The sequence below is a fragment of the Pseudoalteromonas sp. PA2MD11 genome, assembly GCF_017808125.1.
Classification (GTDB): domain Bacteria; phylum Pseudomonadota; class Gammaproteobacteria; order Enterobacterales; family Alteromonadaceae; genus Pseudoalteromonas; species Pseudoalteromonas simplex.
Genome location: NZ_JADKNF010000002.1, coordinates 129,389 through 146,632, shown reverse-complemented (window position 1 = coordinate 146,632; position 17,244 = coordinate 129,389). Strand labels below are relative to the sequence as shown.

At 38.4% G+C, this 17,244-nt stretch carries 15 protein-coding genes and 1 pseudogene; 7 read left to right on the top strand and 9 right to left on the bottom strand.

Features of this window, described 5'->3' with window-relative positions; translation table 11 throughout:
• Nucleotides 1-54 precede the first annotated feature (54 nt).
• Nucleotides 55-507: a hypothetical protein gene (locus ISP07_RS03320; protein WP_209326786.1), complete on the bottom strand. Its 453-nt coding sequence runs from the start codon at nucleotides 505-507 to the stop codon at nucleotides 55-57.
• Nucleotides 508-856: 349 nt separating this feature from the next.
• On the opposite strand from ISP07_RS03320, the gene ISP07_RS03315 reads away from it, so the two are divergent.
• Nucleotides 857-1,279, top strand: coding sequence for a hypothetical protein (locus ISP07_RS03315; protein ID WP_166340183.1), 423 nt, complete (start codon nucleotides 857-859; stop codon nucleotides 1,277-1,279).
• Nucleotides 1,280-1,392: 113 nt separating this feature from the next.
• Here the strand turns inward: ISP07_RS03315 and ISP07_RS03310 are convergent, their stop codons facing one another.
• The 4 genes and pseudogenes from ISP07_RS03310 to ISP07_RS03295 all read right to left on the bottom strand — a co-directional run bounded on the left by ISP07_RS03310 (nucleotide 1,393) and on the right by ISP07_RS03295 (nucleotide 3,473).
• Nucleotides 1,393-1,815 carry a hypothetical protein gene (locus ISP07_RS03310; RefSeq protein ID WP_209326785.1) on the bottom strand — a complete coding sequence of 141 codons (423 nt, stop codon included), beginning with the start codon at nucleotides 1,813-1,815 and terminating at the stop codon, nucleotides 1,393-1,395.
• An 83-nt stretch (nucleotides 1,816-1,898) separates the two neighbouring features.
• Entirely contained in the window at nucleotides 1,899-2,303 is a 405-nt protein-coding gene (locus tag ISP07_RS03305) for a DUF1801 domain-containing protein (RefSeq protein WP_209326784.1), read from the bottom strand.
• Between the two features lie 102 nt (nucleotides 2,304-2,405).
• Entirely contained in the window at nucleotides 2,406-2,942 is a 537-nt protein-coding gene (locus tag ISP07_RS03300) for a hypothetical protein (protein WP_209326783.1), read from the bottom strand.
• Nucleotides 2,943-3,049: 107 nt separating this feature from the next.
• Nucleotides 3,050-3,473, bottom strand: a pseudogene (locus ISP07_RS03295) (GNAT family N-acetyltransferase).
• Between the two features lie 436 nt (nucleotides 3,474-3,909).
• Here ISP07_RS03295 and ISP07_RS03290 point away from each other — a divergent pair.
• A complete protein-coding gene (locus ISP07_RS03290; protein WP_054553788.1) occupies nucleotides 3,910-4,329 on the top strand; it encodes a hypothetical protein in 420 nt (139 codons plus the stop codon).
• 66 nt (nucleotides 4,330-4,395) lie between these two features.
• Here the strand turns inward: ISP07_RS03290 and ISP07_RS03285 are convergent, their stop codons facing one another.
• From ISP07_RS03285 to msrA, 4 genes are all read right to left on the bottom strand, one after another.
• On the bottom strand, nucleotides 4,396-5,484 hold the full coding sequence (locus tag ISP07_RS03285) for an HlyD family secretion protein (protein ID WP_209326782.1): 1,089 nt from the start codon (nucleotides 5,482-5,484) through the stop codon (nucleotides 4,396-4,398).
• Nucleotides 5,485-5,498: 14 nt separating this feature from the next.
• Nucleotides 5,499-6,827, bottom strand: coding sequence for a glycosyltransferase family 2 protein (locus ISP07_RS03280; protein ID WP_209326781.1), 1,329 nt, complete (start codon nucleotides 6,825-6,827; stop codon nucleotides 5,499-5,501).
• Nucleotides 6,824-8,230, bottom strand: coding sequence for a hypothetical protein (locus tag ISP07_RS03275; RefSeq protein WP_209326780.1), 1,407 nt, complete (start codon nucleotides 8,228-8,230; stop codon nucleotides 6,824-6,826). Before ISP07_RS03275 ends, ISP07_RS03280 begins: the two co-directional genes overlap by 4 nt.
• A gap of 276 nt (nucleotides 8,231-8,506) precedes the next feature.
• Nucleotides 8,507-9,784 (bottom strand): peptide-methionine (S)-S-oxide reductase MsrA, encoded by a 1,278-nt coding sequence (msrA, locus tag ISP07_RS03270; RefSeq protein WP_209326779.1) that lies wholly within the window; start codon nucleotides 9,782-9,784, stop codon nucleotides 8,507-8,509.
• A gap of 157 nt (nucleotides 9,785-9,941) precedes the next feature.
• On the opposite strand from msrA, the gene ISP07_RS03265 reads away from it, so the two are divergent.
• The 5 genes from ISP07_RS03265 to ISP07_RS03245 all read left to right on the top strand — a co-directional run bounded on the left by ISP07_RS03265 (nucleotide 9,942) and on the right by ISP07_RS03245 (nucleotide 17,161).
• The gene (locus tag ISP07_RS03265; RefSeq protein WP_209326778.1) at nucleotides 9,942-11,465 is read left to right on the top strand and encodes a leucyl aminopeptidase; all 1,524 of its coding nucleotides are present in this window, start codon (nucleotides 9,942-9,944) and stop codon (nucleotides 11,463-11,465) included.
• A gap of 152 nt (nucleotides 11,466-11,617) precedes the next feature.
• Entirely contained in the window at nucleotides 11,618-12,286 is a 669-nt protein-coding gene (gene pxpB, locus ISP07_RS03260) for a 5-oxoprolinase subunit PxpB (RefSeq protein ID WP_209326777.1), read from the top strand.
• Complete coding sequence (locus ISP07_RS03255; protein ID WP_054553781.1) at nucleotides 12,283-13,218, top strand: biotin-dependent carboxyltransferase family protein; 936 nt, start codon at nucleotides 12,283-12,285, stop codon at nucleotides 13,216-13,218. Before pxpB ends, ISP07_RS03255 begins: the two co-directional genes overlap by 4 nt.
• A gap of 368 nt (nucleotides 13,219-13,586) precedes the next feature.
• Nucleotides 13,587-15,254, top strand: coding sequence for an asparagine synthase B (asnB, locus tag ISP07_RS03250; protein ID WP_209326776.1), 1,668 nt, complete (start codon nucleotides 13,587-13,589; stop codon nucleotides 15,252-15,254).
• 332 nt (nucleotides 15,255-15,586) lie between these two features.
• Nucleotides 15,587-17,161: a BCCT family transporter gene (locus ISP07_RS03245; protein WP_209326775.1), complete on the top strand. Its 1,575-nt coding sequence runs from the start codon at nucleotides 15,587-15,589 to the stop codon at nucleotides 17,159-17,161.
• Nucleotides 17,162-17,244 lie beyond the last annotated feature (83 nt).

Genomic DNA, 17,244 nt, shown 5'->3' with positions numbered 1-17,244 from the left:
ATCAGTTTCTACGTTTATTCGATACAAGAAACTTCAGAATATTAACTATCTCTATCAAAGCTCTCGATAATACACATCAATGGTATGTGATATAGCTTCATAGCTGTTATTTTCTTGTTTAAAACACGCTTCTCTAAGTTCCTTCTCTTCGTAGTTTTTACCTGCCACGACGACTTGATCGAGAGTTTGTGATTTTGCACAGAATTGATTTGATGAAATTGTTTCTACTTTGACTGATTCAGCTTTTGAACGCGGTAATGAACTAGGCTTTGGATTTTGCTTCATGCCTTCAAGTAACTGAGCCTTAGTAACAGGCACAGTATCTGAACCTATGCCTGGAATATGCAATGTTTGTCTAATCGTATAGCTTTTACTTAATAATGGCGTAAACAAAGATACATCATTGCTCAAATAAGCCTGTTCAAAATTAAGGTAAACAGCAACTTTATCTTCAGCTGCATTGGCAACGAATGGGCATAGTAATACACACGCAAGTTTAAGCTTCATAGTCTTTTTTATTTTTTACCGATTTAACAACTATATACCACCTTAAAGTACCGATTTAGCCATTAATAAACAACTATTTGTTTAATTTACGTACTCTGCCCCTTTATAGTTCTTTATCGTAAACTTTAGCTATTTAAACACCGTGTCTACTTTATCGGAGTCAGATCAGACGGCTGACGGCTGACGGCTGACGGCTGACGGCTTAAAACTAATTCACTACATTAGACTAAAGTCTATAGGTTAAATTTCTTCATCTATTAGGTCATTTTTTATCGTTTGTTGAATTTGCAGTGTTCAATTAAAGTTCATTTGTCGGCGATTGATACCGACTCAAATAGAGGAAATGATTATGTTTAGTACACTTATGAAACGCGTTGCAGTTAGCTCATTATTAACTTGTTCAGCTATGGCAGTGGCTGATCAAAGTGACTACAAATTAATGGTTATTGACCAATCTACACAAGCAACTGTAGAAACAAACCGCCAATACGAACTAGCATTTAACCAATGCGCATTAAGTGTTCAAGCAAAGAATTTTACAGAAGCTGAAACACTTTGCTCTAAAGCAATCAGCTTACTAAGCAAGAGCAAGGTACCTGCTTATAAACGTCGTGAATTAACCTCATTTGCATTAAGCAACCGCGGTGTAGCTCGAATCATGTCTGAAAACGACACTGCTGCATTGTCTGACTTTTACGAAGCAGTACAAATTTCAGGTAACGAGTTAGTAGAGCACAACTTAACGCGTGCGAAAAAGAACTTAGCATTATAAGTTCTCACAGAATTGTGTTGTCACAAAACCCAGCTTCGGCTGGGTTTTGTCGTTTAGGTACTTTGAATGCCTCCCAACACTTAAATAGCTTGTTTTATAGAAGGCTTTCAAATTCAACATTGCTTTATAAAACCCAAAACAAAACAAACGCCAACATAAAACCAAACAACGCTTGCAACTATTTGCCAAATATCTAAACCTGAGGTTGTAATAAATGTTGGAATAGCAATTAAACCCCGTAAAGTACAAATTCCCGCAATAGTTACTAAAGCAGGTTTGAGAAAAGGAACTTTTCGGATTAAGCCCGCCGCTGAAAAACCAAACACAGTACAAGCAAACATTAGGCTCGCTACTATCAGTGTGCCAATGGGGGCAAGCAAAGTTCCGTGTATTGAAGATTCAATAATTTGTTGAGGAGCCCTAGCAAAAACATACCAACTAGGCCCGCCAAATATACAGAGTACGTGCCAGATAGCAGAAAAAAACGCAATAACACCTGCACTAATTAATAATTTTGATTGAATACTAAGGCGCAATATTGACTCCGTTTTACTGTAATCTTAGGCCATATTAAAGCAAATCGACTATATTCCACTTCAAACCTTTCTGATCCGAAATTTCACATCCCCAAAAGAGGTAACCCCTTTCGCTGCTTATACGTTAAAGCTAACATCAAATAAGACTTTATCATTACTTTTGGTAACGATGTTGATAAACAAAGAACTTTAGCTCTATTCCCTTGAAAATGAAGCTTTTCGCCATATAGTTCACGAAATGTATCTACCAATTTAATTTGGCAGTTGAAAAACAGATAGTAATTGTTAGGTGACTTTGACTTCCAGTCGATTCGAAAAGGGCTGCCTGTTTTTACACTGTAGCTAGGCTCTCCCCATTTTAGTGTCTCGTCAACTTCACCTAGGCCCAATTCAGAAGCAATTTGAAAAACTAGCTCTCGAATCTCGAAGAGCTTAGCTCTGGCATTTTCAGGGTATTTATCAAATGTGTTTTTTACTTCCTTGTTCATTTGAGTCTCCGGTTATTCATTTTATTCAGTTAAATAAAATGTATGGTTTGGAAAATCGATGAAGCAGTGCTGCCATACAATAAGCCTACTTGTATTTTAGACTCATTCACCACTTGCTTCAGATAATGCCTGTTTGTAACTTAAATCAAAGTTTTTGAGTAACTGATTCAGGTAGTTCAGATTTATCTGGTTAGGTTTAAAGCTTTGCCCCTTTTCAATATTTGCTATGTGTTGTTTTAGTTTTGCTTTGTCTTTATTCCAAAAAGCGATGTTTCCTAGTACAAAGTCATTCCAATACATTTTTGAACCACTTAGCTTTTCATTGGGATGCAATACTTTTTTAGCGTGAAAAACCGCTTGTTGATAGTCACCCGCTAACCCTTCCATTTGAGCTAAATGCCAAGTTAATGAGCTTTCATTTGAGTTATTATGAGAGATATAACGTTTTATCAGAATGGCAGCTTCAGCATGGCAACCTGATTTTTCTAACAATCTAAAACCGGCATCGTACGTCTGATCAAATTGTTGGTATGTTAGGCTCAAATCGTCTTTTAACCTTTCTTCAAGCTCAACTTTACAGTCAGCGAAGCATACATTTGATAAAATTAAAAACCCGATTGATGAGAGTCCTGTTTTCATAATTCTGTCCTTAAATTTGCTAATGCCTGTATAAGACAACACTGCAATCAAACGCAAGTTCACCACAAACTGAAAGTATTTGATTCCATGTAACCTTTAAATTGTCGTTATTTCTCTAGCTCATGATAAACATTTGGATTCCAAATTTGCATAAACATCTCTGGATTATCAATTGGTTGAAAACCATATTGCGCGTACAAACCATGCGCATCTTTTGTTGCCAATACCATACGTCTCAAACCTTGAAGCTCGGGGTGAGATACTATGCTCTCAACAAGCCACTTGCTCAAACCTTTACCTCGATGGCTTTCTACTATGAATAAATGCAAATGTTGCTTTATCTGTTATAAGGCGGGCAAAACCTACTTGAGAATCATAGCTGTCATAGACTCCAAAACAAAAAGAGTTTGAAATGGCCGTTTCTAGCGTCTGCTTTGGTATTCCGGACGCCCAGTAGCTTTTTGAAATAAAACCGTAAATTACTTCAAAATCGAGATCAGTTTTATTTGTGCTAATTCTATATCCTTGCACCAGTATTCCTTCTTACGGTTTATCATGATAATTATGAATTTATTGCTAGTCTGCGTACCACAATAAACTCTTGTTATTTAAGATGTTTAGTTTTAACAAAGTTACTAACCAATTGCTACTGTCCAAACATTAAGACTGTGCCCCTTTGACCTAAATATATTTTAAACCACAATTTACGGACCCAAATAACATTTCTATATAAGAGACAGCATTAAATTTATCAGCACTCAACTCAGCTAATTTGTAACTTTCAATACAGGAATAACACAACTTCACCTCCTCTACATCACAGTAAAACTCCGAATCCTGAGTAATTACTCTATAGATTAAATTTCTTCATCTATCAGTTTTAATTTAATCGTTTGTTTAGCTTATGGGAATATTTTAAAGTTCACTCGTTGGTAAGAAACACCAACTTATTCAGAGGAAAACTATCATGTTAAAAACACTTGTAACCACTATTGCACTTAGCTCTTTATTAACTTGCTCAGCGATGGCAGTAGCCAAACAAGCTGATTATAAACTGATGGTTATTGAGCAAGCTCAAACGAACGATAATGCAACTAGCCAATACGAAACTGCCTTCAACCGCTGTGCATTAAGCGTTAAAGAAAAGAATTTTTCAGAAGCGGAAAGCCTGTGTACACAAGCAATTTCTCTTCTAAGTACAAGTAAGGTACCAGGTTACAAACGCCGCGAATTAACTTCGTTTGCACTTAGTAACCGAGGTGTTGCCCGCATCATGTCTGAAAAAGATACTGCTGCACTTTCTGACTTTTATGAAGCGGTGCAAATTTCAAAAAATGAACTTGTTAATCACAACTTAAGTCGCGCAAAACAAAACCTAGCGCTGTAACAGTTCCCCCAACCAAATTGTTGTCGAAAGCCCGGTTCTTGTGTGTTCTGACCGGGCTTTTTTTATTTAATGTTTGGCAAATAAATCTGACATCCCCTTCATTGTGATGCGATCAAATTGAATTTCTACAGGTAATCCTTCTATATGGTATTCTGCTGGAATATCTACTTGCAAAATAAGTTTTAAAGCGGCTTTTTCGCCTTCGAATGGACCTGAAAGCTGCGGGGGTATCTTACTTGTAAGCTCTGTATATTCATTAATTACAGCATCAAATTTTTTACCATTTGGAAGTTTTACAGTCGCTTTTTGACCTATTTTTGAATACTCCAAAAATTTTGGTGCAAGATAAGCATGAACTCTTAGTTCTCTGCCGGTATCTACTGAAAATAATGGTGAGTTTTGATCTACAAACTGACCATCTTGCACAAAGATATCGTTAATATTTCCCGAAAACGGAGTTTTAACAACAAGGTTTTGTTGCAGTGCAGACAACTTTGCAAATTCAATTGAAAGATCTTGATAGCGTTGCCCCTTTAATCCATACAAGCGTTCCATTTCTTGCCGCTCTTTCTCACGCAAAATATCAACTTTTGTCTGTTCGTAACTTAATTGAGCACTGTTAAAAGCAGCTATTGCGCTTGCTAAATCAGAAACGGGGACTATTCCGCGGCTTTTATAATCTTTATACGTATTAAGTAATTCTTGCTGCCTTTCAACGCCTTCTTTTGCGACTCGCTTTCTTTGTTCTAGCTGCGTCATAATTGTTTTGCTAAATGGTATCTGTTGTTGAGTTAGATTTAATATTTGTCGGTCAACTTCTTGATACTGCCCTGTCAATTCAGGGTTATATAATGTGAGCAATATTTCATCTTTCATCACAGAATCACCAAGGTTAACGTCAACAAATTCAATAGTTCCTTTACTTGGAGCTTTAATCAGAAGCGGTTCAGTTGTAATGATACCAACAGCTTCAACCTTAAGTTGTGGCACTAAATAAATCCATGCGACAATACAAATAGGGCTCAATGCAATCAGAATTAAAAAATACCAGCGTAATTTATGTGATGTTCTTTTTGCTCCAGCATATGGAACTTTAATTCCTTTTTCTTCGTTCGGATTGTTGACCTTTGTAGTGCTATTAAAATGCAATTTCATATTATTCCCTTAATCTAAAATTTTTGACCACGTTTAAGCACCCACCAAGGTGCCATACTAGACTCTTCATGCGACCGCCGGAATACTTCATTAACCAGCGCAAAGCAACATACTAGGCGCATTATAAATGCATAGATGGGATAGAGAGGTAACCAGAGGAATAGTGTGAAATCTTGCTTAGGCCTTTCTGAAACACTAACTAAAACTAACAGATAAAAATAACCGATAGTTAGAAGGTATAAGGCATAAATGACAAATATTAATGCTAGTGAGAATTGCCAAGGATAAATAATAGCAACCCCAACAAAATACACAAAAATGACAAATGGCAACATAACGTTTTGCAAGTAACCATAAAAAAGTGTAAACAAAAAATTCTTCCAGCCTAAAAGCTTAGGTGAAAAAGCTGGCCAATGTTTACGCAAATACAAAAACAGCAAGTCCCCGTCCCAACGTAATCTTTGCAAGACAAGCTCTTTAAATGATTGAGGTGCGTCAGTATGTGCAATCGACGCAGTCGCGTAAGGTATTTTTAAATTAGGGTAGCGTTTAAAATACTGTTTGATACGAACTGTTAGATCTAAATCTTCTGCAGTATGAGTATCCCAACCTCCTATTTGTTTTAAGAAATCACGTCTAAATGCACCAAATGCACCTGAAATGTTGTTAATTAAATTACATTGGGCTAAGCCAGTTTTACCACCCTGCATCGATATTAAGTATTCGATTGCTTGCATTCTAGTCCATAAAGATTTATTCACATTACGAACTCTTAAAGCACCTCCCACAGCAGGTACATTAGGGTCTTCAAATAACCTGACTAAATTTGCCATCATATCATTGTCAAATGAAGTATCCGCATCAACATTGACGATAATTTCACCTTTAGCATAGGATAAGCCTGCGTTTAAGGTTGAAACACGCCCTCCCCGCTGCCATTTTGGCAATAAAACAATCTCACGATTTTCGCGTTTAAATAACTGCTTACATTCTTTAGCTACATGGTAAGTGTGGTTATTTTGAACAGCACCATCTATTACAGCAATAATTTCAATTTTACCTGGGTAAGTTTGTTCAACGAGTGACTGAATGGTTTCTTTAACTGCATCCCCTTCTGCATAACAAGTAATAACACAGCTAACTTTTGGTAAATAAAGTAATTTAGTATTGTTTATACGTGTCTTTTCTTTAGTCCATTTAATTATGCCAAACGTGATTATTAAAAATAGCGGCAACTCATAGATAAGGTATAAAGGAATAAATTTTACTAGAACTAATACATTACTTTGTACATAAAACATAATTTGTTCAGTAATATGTATTAAAGTGCTTAGTGTACTCATAAAACACTCTCCTGCTGAGCTGCAAATTGTTGCTCAAGCCAAACACCTATTTCATCTGGCATTTCTTTTGATGGAAGTGGAATGCCTTTAATCGAAAGTGAGAAATCGCTATTTTTATTGAGTAAAGAAATCCCTTTTAATTTTTGATAAACAAATGATAAATGTTCAATTGTTGTATTAGGTAACATTAAAAGTAACGTATGCTCTCCTGCTAAACAGCAGATATCCGTGGTCCTGATACTCTCGTTAATTCTGCTCTCAAATTCGTCTATTAATTGAATAGCACGTGCTTCACCATTTTCTGCAATAAATTGCGCGAGGTTTTTTAACTCTATCTTAACTATTGAGTGTGTTTGCTGGTGCCTTACGGCAAGTTGGTTTTGCCACTTAACCACCCATTCGAAATGTGAATAGTTAATAGAGTCAGTGCTGGTTAAATTAAAATTGTCAAAACGCTCACCAAGTCTAATTAAACTTTTACCTTCCATTGATATGTTGTAACTATGAATGTTCTGTACTATTAACTCATCAACTTGATTACTGGTCTGACAGTGGAAGCATTTAGCAATAACGTCAGCATCTACAAAGCTAGTATGGCATTGGTTACATTTCAGGTTTTCTATTGGGCGATCATAGTCAACGCCAATGTGTCTCAATTTTGTATGGCAATTAGGACAGCTTAGCCCGATACCCTCTTTAAATTTAGATTCGCCATTTACATGACCACAGTTAAAACAGTGCAAACTAGATACGCTGGCAATATCAATACTTTGACAACTTGGGCATGAATCAACATAATTTAAGTGCCCTGATTGGCAGTGTCTACAGTAGCGAACACGGTCGATTAACTTATCTGTCTGTAAGAGTTTTCTTCTATGGATACTCGACAACCATGACATTGCATCTTTAGTGTTAACCCCGAAACACTCTAAAAGCGGATAATAATAAACACTATTAATGCTTAAATCATGAACAGGTAACAAGCTATTACCTTTATAAATCCACATAAAAGACAAAAGCTTAGTTAAAGCTGAGTCGACTAAATTAAGACTTAGATTTAAACTAGTTGCGCGCGTTATTACGGAGTTATAAAAATCATCACTTTGTTTATTAAAAAGACCATTTGCAAGAGCTTCTGATAAATAACAAGGCGTATTTACCAAAATACAGCTTTGCCATAACAGTTCGTGCTTACGGATTTTCTTGAGCGCCTCGCCTTGGTTTACAATGTTGTCAGCAAAAACAATAAGTGGAAAATGAGATTGAGCTTCAAAAGCGGAAAAAAAGTGCTCTACGTCGTTAAATACTGTGAATTCGTGTCCGTAAACTAAAAAATCAATATCCTTAAGCTCACCAATCCAAATTTTTTGTAACGAAATATCATTTAATTGCTGTTTATTCATTTACCCTCCATGAAATGAACTATTGTATTCATACCGCATTTTAAACTGTTTTTATATAAGGTACGATCAGACTTTTCATATAACTGGTAATTTATGGTTTAAATTAACTAGTCAATAGCTTATAAAAATAAGAAGGTATGATTGAAATCTATATTTAAAATAATATTTTATTGTTATTAAATGAAATATAAACTTTATGTTAATAAAGAATTTTATGAGGTAACTTTGAATATAAAAGCCAGCTCTTAAAGCTGGCTATAAATAAGTTCTAACTTCTTAAGTTTCATCTCTTGGCACAAACTCAAGCACTGTTGCATTAATGCAGTACCTGTCTTTACCTCTTGGCCCCTCACCAGGGAACAAATGACCTAAATGAATACCCGAGCTTTTTGATTTAAGCTCAATACGCTGCATGCCATAACTGTTGTCTTCATGCATAGTTACACTGTCTTTTACTGGATGTGTAAAAGAAAGCCAGCCAGTGCCTGAGTTAAATCTATCTCGGGTATCAAAAAGCGGCGCTCCACTTAGCTTATCAATAAAAATACCGTCGGGTGTATTTTTAAAGATATCGTACTGCTTACAAAATGGGCTATCAGTTCGGGCATGAAACGCCACTCTAAAAGCTTCACTGTCACCTAGCTTAAATGCACCTAAGGCTTTGTAAAACTCACCTTTACTAACATAACCTTGGCGACCATAAACCTCTTCGCCATTTTCTATAAATAATAACGTGGGTGTTGCCCAAGTCGGCGTTTTAATCGTTAAGCCATCAAGTTGATCAGCATGACGGAAAGTCATAGGTATCGAACCCATGTACTCATTAGCGACCTCTTTTTTAAACTTTTCACAGTATGGGCAATAACCTTTTGCATCTATCACTACAATTTGCTTGCCTGCCAATAAGGCTGTGTTATCAACCTGCTGTTTTTCTACTGGTGTGAATACAACGCCCGTTGAATGATCAGGACAATAGCCATTCGGGTTTTTCTTTAAATAGTCTTGGTGATAATCCTCAGCAGCATAAAATGCATCAAGGGGTTTTATCACAGTCACAATCTTGCCGTAGCCTGCTGCGGTTAATTTGCTTTGGTATTCATCTTTAAGTTTATTGGCAATCTCGAGTTGCTCATTATTACTTACCAAAATAGTTGAGCGATATTGAGTACCAATATCATTCCCTTGGCGATTTAGCTGAGTTGGATCATGATTTTCAAAATAATGCTTTAAAAGTGATTGTGTTGTTAACTCGTTGCTGTTGTATGTCACTTTAACAACTTCTGCATAATTGTTTTTATCAAAGCGTCGCGAGCTACGTGTTATGTTCTTGTAGGTCGCTTTAAACCCATGCCCATCAGCATAGCCAGATACCGCATCCAATACACCATCAAGTGCTTCGTATCGTTTTTCTGCTCCCCAAAAGCAACCCGAACCAAGCACAATGGTTTCAATATGCCCTGTTGCGTTATCTGGCATTGTTTCAGCTTTAATTAGGCTGGTGGTAAAAATGGCACTGCAAGTGAATAGTGTCAGTAACATCGACTTAATTGTCATACTAATTTCCTCTTAAAAGCCTGTATTTAAGACAGACCGCGCATAGGTATTAATAATTTCAACTTAAACGCATGCAAACAGCGATTCACCGCTAACAATTTAACTCTTAACCTTATTTACGGTAAAACACAGCTTTTTAACATTGGGATATTAAAAAATGAAAATTGCACACAGCTTATCTGCTATTGCATTAGGATTAACACTTGCTACGCAAGTGAATGCCGCAGAGTTCACTTTTGCAAAATCAATTAAACCGAACGACAACACCCTAGTTTTATTTTTAGATACAGATAGCCAAGTTGCTAACTTTAATTATTTAAAGCCAGAAACCCAAACTCACCTAAATAAAGTCATTGAATTTAGCGACTTTAAAGCAGGTTATGGCAAAACCTTAGAAGTTATCGCACCAAACGGTAGCGACCATCAACGCATCTTACTTGTTGGCTTAGGAGAGCAGCCAAAACTAGATGCAGCAAAAATGTCAAAACTAGGTGGTAACGTTCACGCTAAATTGCAGTCGGCTAAACAAGCAAATGTTAGCCTTGATTTTTCAGAGCTTAAAGACAGCGCAATCAATGCTAAATATGCAGCAGAATTTGCACACGGCGCAAATTTACGTGACCACCGTTTTGAGCAATACAAAAAAGAACAAGACAGCCACGTTGTTAACTACACATTAGATGTTGAAAATTTAGACCAAGCGGTCAAAACCCATAAATTACTACAAAGCATTGAAAAAGGTGTATTTTTAGCACGTGACTTAACGTCTGAAGTTGCAACAGAAATGACACCGGTTGATTTTGCTAAAGCGGCAAAAGAGCTTAAAAAGTTAGGTGTTAAAATTACAGTTTTAGAACCTAAGCAAATTAAAAAGCTTGGCATGGGTGCACTTGAAGCAGTTGGTCGTGGTAGCGAAGAAGGTGCACGTTTAGTGGTTGCTCATTATCAAGGTAATAAAAACACCCCTATCGCGTTAGTGGGTAAAGGTATTACCTTTGATTCAGGTGGCTACAGCCTTAAAACAGGTGCTTCAATTGCCCGCATGAAATCAGACATGGCAGGGGCAGCTGCAGTACTGGGTACTGTTAAAGCAATGGCACTGGCTAAAGCCGACACAAACGTTGTTGCTGTAATGGGCATGGCTGCCAATATGGTATCGCAATTTGCTGTTGCGCCTGGCGATGTTGTAAGAACAGCCGAAGGTTTAAGTGTTGAAATTGTTAATACAGATGCTGAAGGTCGCTTAGTACTGAGTGATGCAATGTGGTATGCCCGTGACAAATACAAACCAAGTATTATGGTTGATGTTGCGACCCTAACCGGGTCTAAAATTCGTGCTGTAGGTAATGAATACGCGGCGGTTTTCTCTGATGATGATACTCTTGTTGAGCAACTAACTATTGCGGGTAAGCAAGTAAATGAAAACCTATGGCGTTTACCTCTAGGTTATGAAGATGCATTAAAGTCAGACATTGCTGATCTTAAAAACATCGGTTCACATGGCCCAGGTGCTACTACAGCAGCGAGTTTCTTACAAAACTTTGCCGGTGACACACGTTGGGTTCACATTGATATTGCAGGTAACGCGCTAAACTCTAAAGCAAAAGATGAACTAGCTGAAGGCGGTACAGGCTATGGCGTACGTTTACTGTCTAATTGGTTACTAAATAACGCACAGTAATTAGACACTGCACTTTATCAAGTGGTTATAAACTATTATAGCCACTTGATTGTCTTGAGTTTTTCTAATTAACACTAAAGACACATTTACATCATCAACAAACAGCCTATATGCTAATAAGCATTAAGGGATAATAATAAGATTGATACGCAATGACGACGACCAAAAGTACACCTAAAATTATGGCGCTCACTACGCATAGCATCTTTTTTGATGCCTATGAAACACCAAGCGACATACTCACTACGCAAAAGAAAATATGGGCATTAGCACAATATTGCCAAAGCAGTGATGACTTTGTTGATGTAGTCCCTGCCAATAATAATTTAACACTTTACCTGAAAGAGCCCGCTCAACTTGCTAGTTGGCTGCCACGATTACTTGAACAATGGCACGAACTTAAAGCTACTGACTTTAACTCACGTCATCATAAACTTGCGACTCGTTATGGTGGTGAATATGGGCCCGATATAGCACATGTTGCTAAACATCATAATCTGTCTGTTGATGATGTTGCTCAAATGCACAGCAGTGCCAAATACCACGTGCTTTTTTTAGGCTTTAAACCCGGTTTTGCTTATTTAGATGGTTTAAAGCCACAACTTTTCACACCTCGACATGCTGAACCAAGACTCTCTGTTCCAAAAGGTTCTGTTGCTATTGGCGGCAATCAAACCGGTATTTACCCTGAAAGCTCCCCTGGAGGCTGGCAAATTATTGGTCATACAGATTTTCGTCTATTTGATATCAATGCAGCCTCGCCTTGTGCTATCGAACCCGGTGATACTTTAGAGTTTGTTATTCAGGAGGTGTTAAAATGATCACTATCATCAAACCTGGTATGCAAATGTCTATACAAGATCAAGGCCGCACAGGATCTCGCCATTTAGGCATTGGACAATCAGGGTGCATTGACCCTTATGCTCAAGTTATTACAAACCGTTTAGTCGGCAACGACGACAACAACCCCGTCATTGAAATCACTTTGGGCCTGGCCGAAATTAAATTCGATAACGATTACTACATTGCACTGCACGGCACAGATATGAAAGCCACAGTGAATGGCAATGCTGTTGAACCAGGCTGGAGCTTTTACATAAAAAAAGGTGATGTATTAAAGTTTAATGCGGCGCGTCATGGTTTTAGAAGTTACCTTGCGATTGGCGGCGAGTGGCATTTACCTGAGCCAATTTTAGATTCTTACTCAACAGATATATTAGCAGGTTTTGGTGGCTTGACCGGTCAAGCATTACAGGCTGGCGATAGTTTTGATATAACGCCAAGGTACAATACCAAAATTGGCTTAGGCGCTATGCTACCACCTAAAAGTACACAAATTCGTATTCATGCCGCACCACATGCAGCACTGTTACCAAAAGACACCATCGTTAACTTTATAAATCATTCTTGGCATGTATCGCCTAATAGTAACCGCATGGGCACACGGCTATTAAGTGATGAGTGTGATATCAGCCATGATGTTTCGCTACCATCAATGGCTGTCGCTCCTGGCTGTATTCAGCTTCCGCCAAATGGTGAACCCATAGTGCTATTAAACGATGCGCAAACAACGGGTGGTTACCCATTGCTCGGTACCGTGATCGAAGCCGATCTTCGTCACTTTGCACAATTAAAACCCGGTGATTTCCTTCACTTTAAGTTTGTTACACTTAAAGAAGCCCATGCAGCACAAGAAAAACTCACTGCGCACTTAAATCAACTTGCGATAGCACTAAACTATATTAATAAATAGCGTTAATTTATTGGTGTTTAAAAAGCGAGCAAAGAAAGTCTTTGCTCGCATTGCTTTAAAGCTTGTCTATACATTTAAAAAGGTAAAAACCCTACGCATTCCTTTGCACCAAAGCTGTGCAGAAAATTTAGTAACAAACGCCTTTATTCCAGACTCATTATCATCCAATTTGTGCAAATCAAGCATTTAAACCGCTCACCCTTTAACCACTTACCCCATACTGGTGCAAAGAGGTTAGCGCAGGTGCATATTTTATTCTCAATTAATTAAAAAACCTGTGTGACTTAGGTAATTATTTCTGTTAAAACAAACATTCGCAGTTATATAAATTCTGTTAACTGCGCACATATTTGGAATGAGGAGTCACTATGTGTTCAATTTTTGGGGTATTAGATATTAAATCTGATCCCGCTCAATTGCGTAGCCAAGCAATTGAGATGTCAAAACTATTAAGGCACCGCGGGCCAGATTGGTCTGGCGTGTATTCATCAGATAAAGCTATTTTAGTGCACGAACGTCTAGCGATTGTTGGCGTATCGAGTGGTGCACAGCCTTTGTACAACCCTGAGCGTACAAATATTCTTGCTGTTAACGGTGAAATTTATAACCACAAAGAGCTCGCTGCCAGCTTAGAAACTGATTTTACTTTTCAAACTCAGTCTGACTGTGAAGTTATTTTGGCTTTATATAAGCAAAAAGGCCCTGAGTTTTTAGACGATTTAAATGGTATTTTCGCGTTTTTTTTATACGACGAAGAGCAAGATGCCTACTTAATTGGTCGTGACCATATCGGGATTATTCCGCTTTATACAGGTCATGATGAACATGGTAACTTTTATGTTGCCTCAGAATTAAAAGCATTATCGCCAATTTGTAAACATATTGAAGAATTCCCTCCGGGTCATTTCTTGTGGAGCAAAGATGGTCAACTTCGTAAGTATTACAGCCGCGATTGGCAAAGCTATGACGCAGTAAAAGACAACGAAGCTAAATCAAGTGATGTTAAAGAAGGCTTAGAAGCTGCTGTTAAGCGTCAATTGATGTGTGACGTACCATACGGTGTTCTATTATCAGGCGGTTTAGATTCATCTGTTATCTCTGCTATCACACAGCGTTTTGCTGCAAAACGTATCGAAGATAATGACGAGTCTGATGCTTGGTGGCCAAAACTGCATTCATTCTCTGTGGGTCTTGAGGGTTCACCCGATTTAGCAGCTGCACAAAAAGTAGCTGATATGATTGGTACGGTTCACCACCCTATTCACTTCACCATTCAAGAAGGTATTGATGCCCTACGTGAAGTGATTTATCACATCGAAACGTACGATGTAACAACTATTCGTGCCTCAACGCCGATGTACTTAATGGCGCGCCAAATTAAAGCCATGGGTATTAAAATGGTGTTGTCGGGCGAAGGAGCTGATGAGCTATTTGGTGGTTACCTTTATTTCCACAAAGCACCAAATGCCCAAGAGTTCCATGAAGAGCTTAACCGTAAAGTCTCTAAACTACACATGTTCGATTGCTTGCGTGCGAATAAATCAATGGCTGCATGGGGCGTTGAAGCGCGTGTGCCATTTTTAGATAAAGAATTTGTAGACGTAGCAATGCGTATCAACCCTGAAGCGAAAATGTGTAAAGACGGTAAAATCGAAAAACACATTATTCGTGAAGCGTTCGACGGCTACCTGCCAGACGACGTGCTTTGGCGCCAAAAAGAACAGTTCTCTGATGGCGTAGGCTATAACTGGATTGATACGTTAAAAGAGTATGTGAACGAACAAGTTAGCGATCAAGACCTTGCTAATGCTAAATACAAATACCCGATCAATACGCCTGATTCTAAAGAAGCGTATTTCTATCGTAGTATTTTCGAAGAGCACTTCCCTGGCGATGCCGCCGCGAAATGTGTTCCGCATGGCAAATCTGTTGCTTGTTCTACTCCTGAAGCACTCGCTTGGGATGCATCTTTCCAAAACAATGCTGACCCTTCAGGTCGTGCTGCTGGCGTTCATAACGACGCTTACAAAAAGTAGTAACTTTGTGCTGCAAGCCCTGTGTTTGCAGCACTTTCCTCTCAATTGAAATAATTTGCTTTGAAATAATACTGTCATCAAATTATTCCTTTCGCCGCCTAATTTGTTCACAATTCCAACAAAAAGCGTAAAAAACTGCATTTATTCGGCTGTTTAGGGACAAAACCATTTACATTTTTTTTCGAGCTCCTACACTAAAGACTAAACTTTGGTACAAATTTAATTAGTCTACAAACTATTTTTGGGTTTGATACGTAAAAATAGTAATAGCCAAGCTAGTGCCAACCGGCCGTTTAGCTCTCTGCTAAATATAATCACAACAAGAGGTATTCATGAGCGAACATCATGACAAGTACAGTATCGACAATACCGACTACACTGTCGGACAGGACAATGTACAAAAATGGGGTTTTGATGTGCACAACCCTGTATTTGGCATTAGTGCTGGATTAATTGCCCTATTCTTAGTGGCAACACTTATTTCAGATGCTGAAACAGCAAAAACAACTCTGAATGGAATTAAAAACGACATTATTAATAATTTTGATGGCTTTTTTATGTGGTCAGCAAACTTATTCGTATTGTTTTGCTTAGCGTTAATTGTTTCACCATACGGTAATATCCGCCTTGGTGGTAAAGAAGCACGTCCAACTCATTCGCGTATTTCTTGGCTTGCAATGTTATTTGCTGCAGGTATGGGTATAGGTTTAATGTTTTGGGGCGTCGCAGAACCTGTCGCCTACTTTACAGGTTGGTACGAAACACCACTTGGTGTTGAAGCAAACACGCCGGAAGCTGCCAAACTGGCAATGGGTGCAACTATGTTCCACTGGGGTTTACACCCTTGGGCAATTTACGCGGTTGTTTCGCTTTCACTCGCATTCTTTTGCTATAACAAAGGTTTGCCGTTATCTATTCGTTCAATTTTTTATCCTATTTTAGGTGACAAAGCGTGGGGCTGGCCTGGCCACCTTATTGATATTCTAGCTGTACTTGCCACTCTATTTGGCCTTGCAACATCTCTTGGTTTAGGTGCACAACAAGCCGCTGCTGGTATTAATCACGTATTTGGTACTGATAGCGGAATTGGCTTAGAAATAGGCGTTATTATTGGTGTGACGTTACTAGCTGTTATTTCTGTTGTTCGCGGTATCGACGGCGGTGTAAAACTGCTTAGTAACGTAAACATGCTTATCGCTTTTGTATTACTCGTATTTGTTGCACTTGTTGGGTTTTCTGCAGCATTTGGCAACCTTCCTAATACAGTAATGGGTTATGTTGAAAACATTATTCCACTGAGTAATCCTCATGGTCGTGAAGATGAAACATGGATGCATGGCTGGACTGTATTCTACTGGGCTTGGTGGATTTCATGGTCACCGTTCGTAGGTATGTTCATTGCACGCGTATCTGAAGGCCGCACAATCCGTGAGTTCTTAATTGCTGTATTACTAGTTCCTACTGTTGTGACTATCTTCTGGATGTCAATTTATGGTGGTATCGCTATTGAACAAGTGATTGATAAAGTAGGTGTACTTGGTGAAAAAGGCTTAACTGATGTACCACTAGCTATGTTCCAAATGTTTGAAGCCCTGCCAATGTCGCAAGTGCTTTCATTCATTGCAATTGTGCTAGTGCTCGTGTTCTTTATTACGTCATCTGACTCAGGTTCATTGGTAATCGACTCAATCACCGCTGGTGGTAAAGTTGACGCGCCAGTGCCACAACGTATTTTCTGGGCTACAATCGAGGGTGCGATTGCAGCTGCACTTGTTTGGATTGGTGGCACACAAGCAATCGAGGCCTTACAAGCCGGCGCCGTATCTACGGGCTTGCCGTTTACCTTTGTATTGTTATTAATGTGCGTGAGTTTAATTCTTGGTTTGAGAACAGAGCCAAGAAGCTAAGCACTAAACTTTAAATAATATAAAACGCCGCATTTTGCGGCGTTTTTTTATTGATAAGCTTTGCTCAAATTCAAATACCCCAC

Bases quoted from the DNA above. Each gene is read 5' to 3' on its own strand.
- ISP07_RS03280 (WP_209326781.1), bottom strand. From the start codon at position 6,827: ATGAGTACACTAAGCACTTTAATACATATTACTGAACAAATTATGTTT.
- ISP07_RS03245 (WP_209326775.1), top strand. From the start codon at position 15,587: ATGAGCGAACATCATGACAAGTACAGTATCGACAATACCGACTACACT.
- ISP07_RS03255 (WP_054553781.1), top strand. From the start codon at position 12,283: ATGATCACTATCATCAAACCTGGTATGCAAATGTCTATACAAGATCAA.
- ISP07_RS03315 (WP_166340183.1), top strand. From the start codon at position 857: ATGTTTAGTACACTTATGAAACGCGTTGCAGTTAGCTCATTATTAACT.
- ISP07_RS03290 (WP_054553788.1), top strand. From the start codon at position 3,910: ATGTTAAAAACACTTGTAACCACTATTGCACTTAGCTCTTTATTAACT.
- ISP07_RS03300 (WP_209326783.1), bottom strand. From the start codon at position 2,942: ATGAAAACAGGACTCTCATCAATCGGGTTTTTAATTTTATCAAATGTA.
- ISP07_RS03305 (WP_209326784.1), bottom strand. From the start codon at position 2,303: ATGAACAAGGAAGTAAAAAACACATTTGATAAATACCCTGAAAATGCC.
- ISP07_RS03275 (WP_209326780.1), bottom strand. From the start codon at position 8,230: ATGAATAAACAGCAATTAAATGATATTTCGTTACAAAAAATTTGGATT.
- msrA (WP_209326779.1), bottom strand. From the start codon at position 9,784: ATGACAATTAAGTCGATGTTACTGACACTATTCACTTGCAGTGCCATT.
- asnB (WP_209326776.1), top strand. From the start codon at position 13,587: ATGTGTTCAATTTTTGGGGTATTAGATATTAAATCTGATCCCGCTCAA.
- pxpB (WP_209326777.1), top strand. From the start codon at position 11,618: ATGACGACGACCAAAAGTACACCTAAAATTATGGCGCTCACTACGCAT.
- ISP07_RS03265 (WP_209326778.1), top strand. From the start codon at position 9,942: ATGAAAATTGCACACAGCTTATCTGCTATTGCATTAGGATTAACACTT.
- ISP07_RS03320 (WP_209326786.1), bottom strand. From the start codon at position 507: ATGAAGCTTAAACTTGCGTGTGTATTACTATGCCCATTCGTTGCCAAT.
- ISP07_RS03285 (WP_209326782.1), bottom strand. From the start codon at position 5,484: ATGAAATTGCATTTTAATAGCACTACAAAGGTCAACAATCCGAACGAA.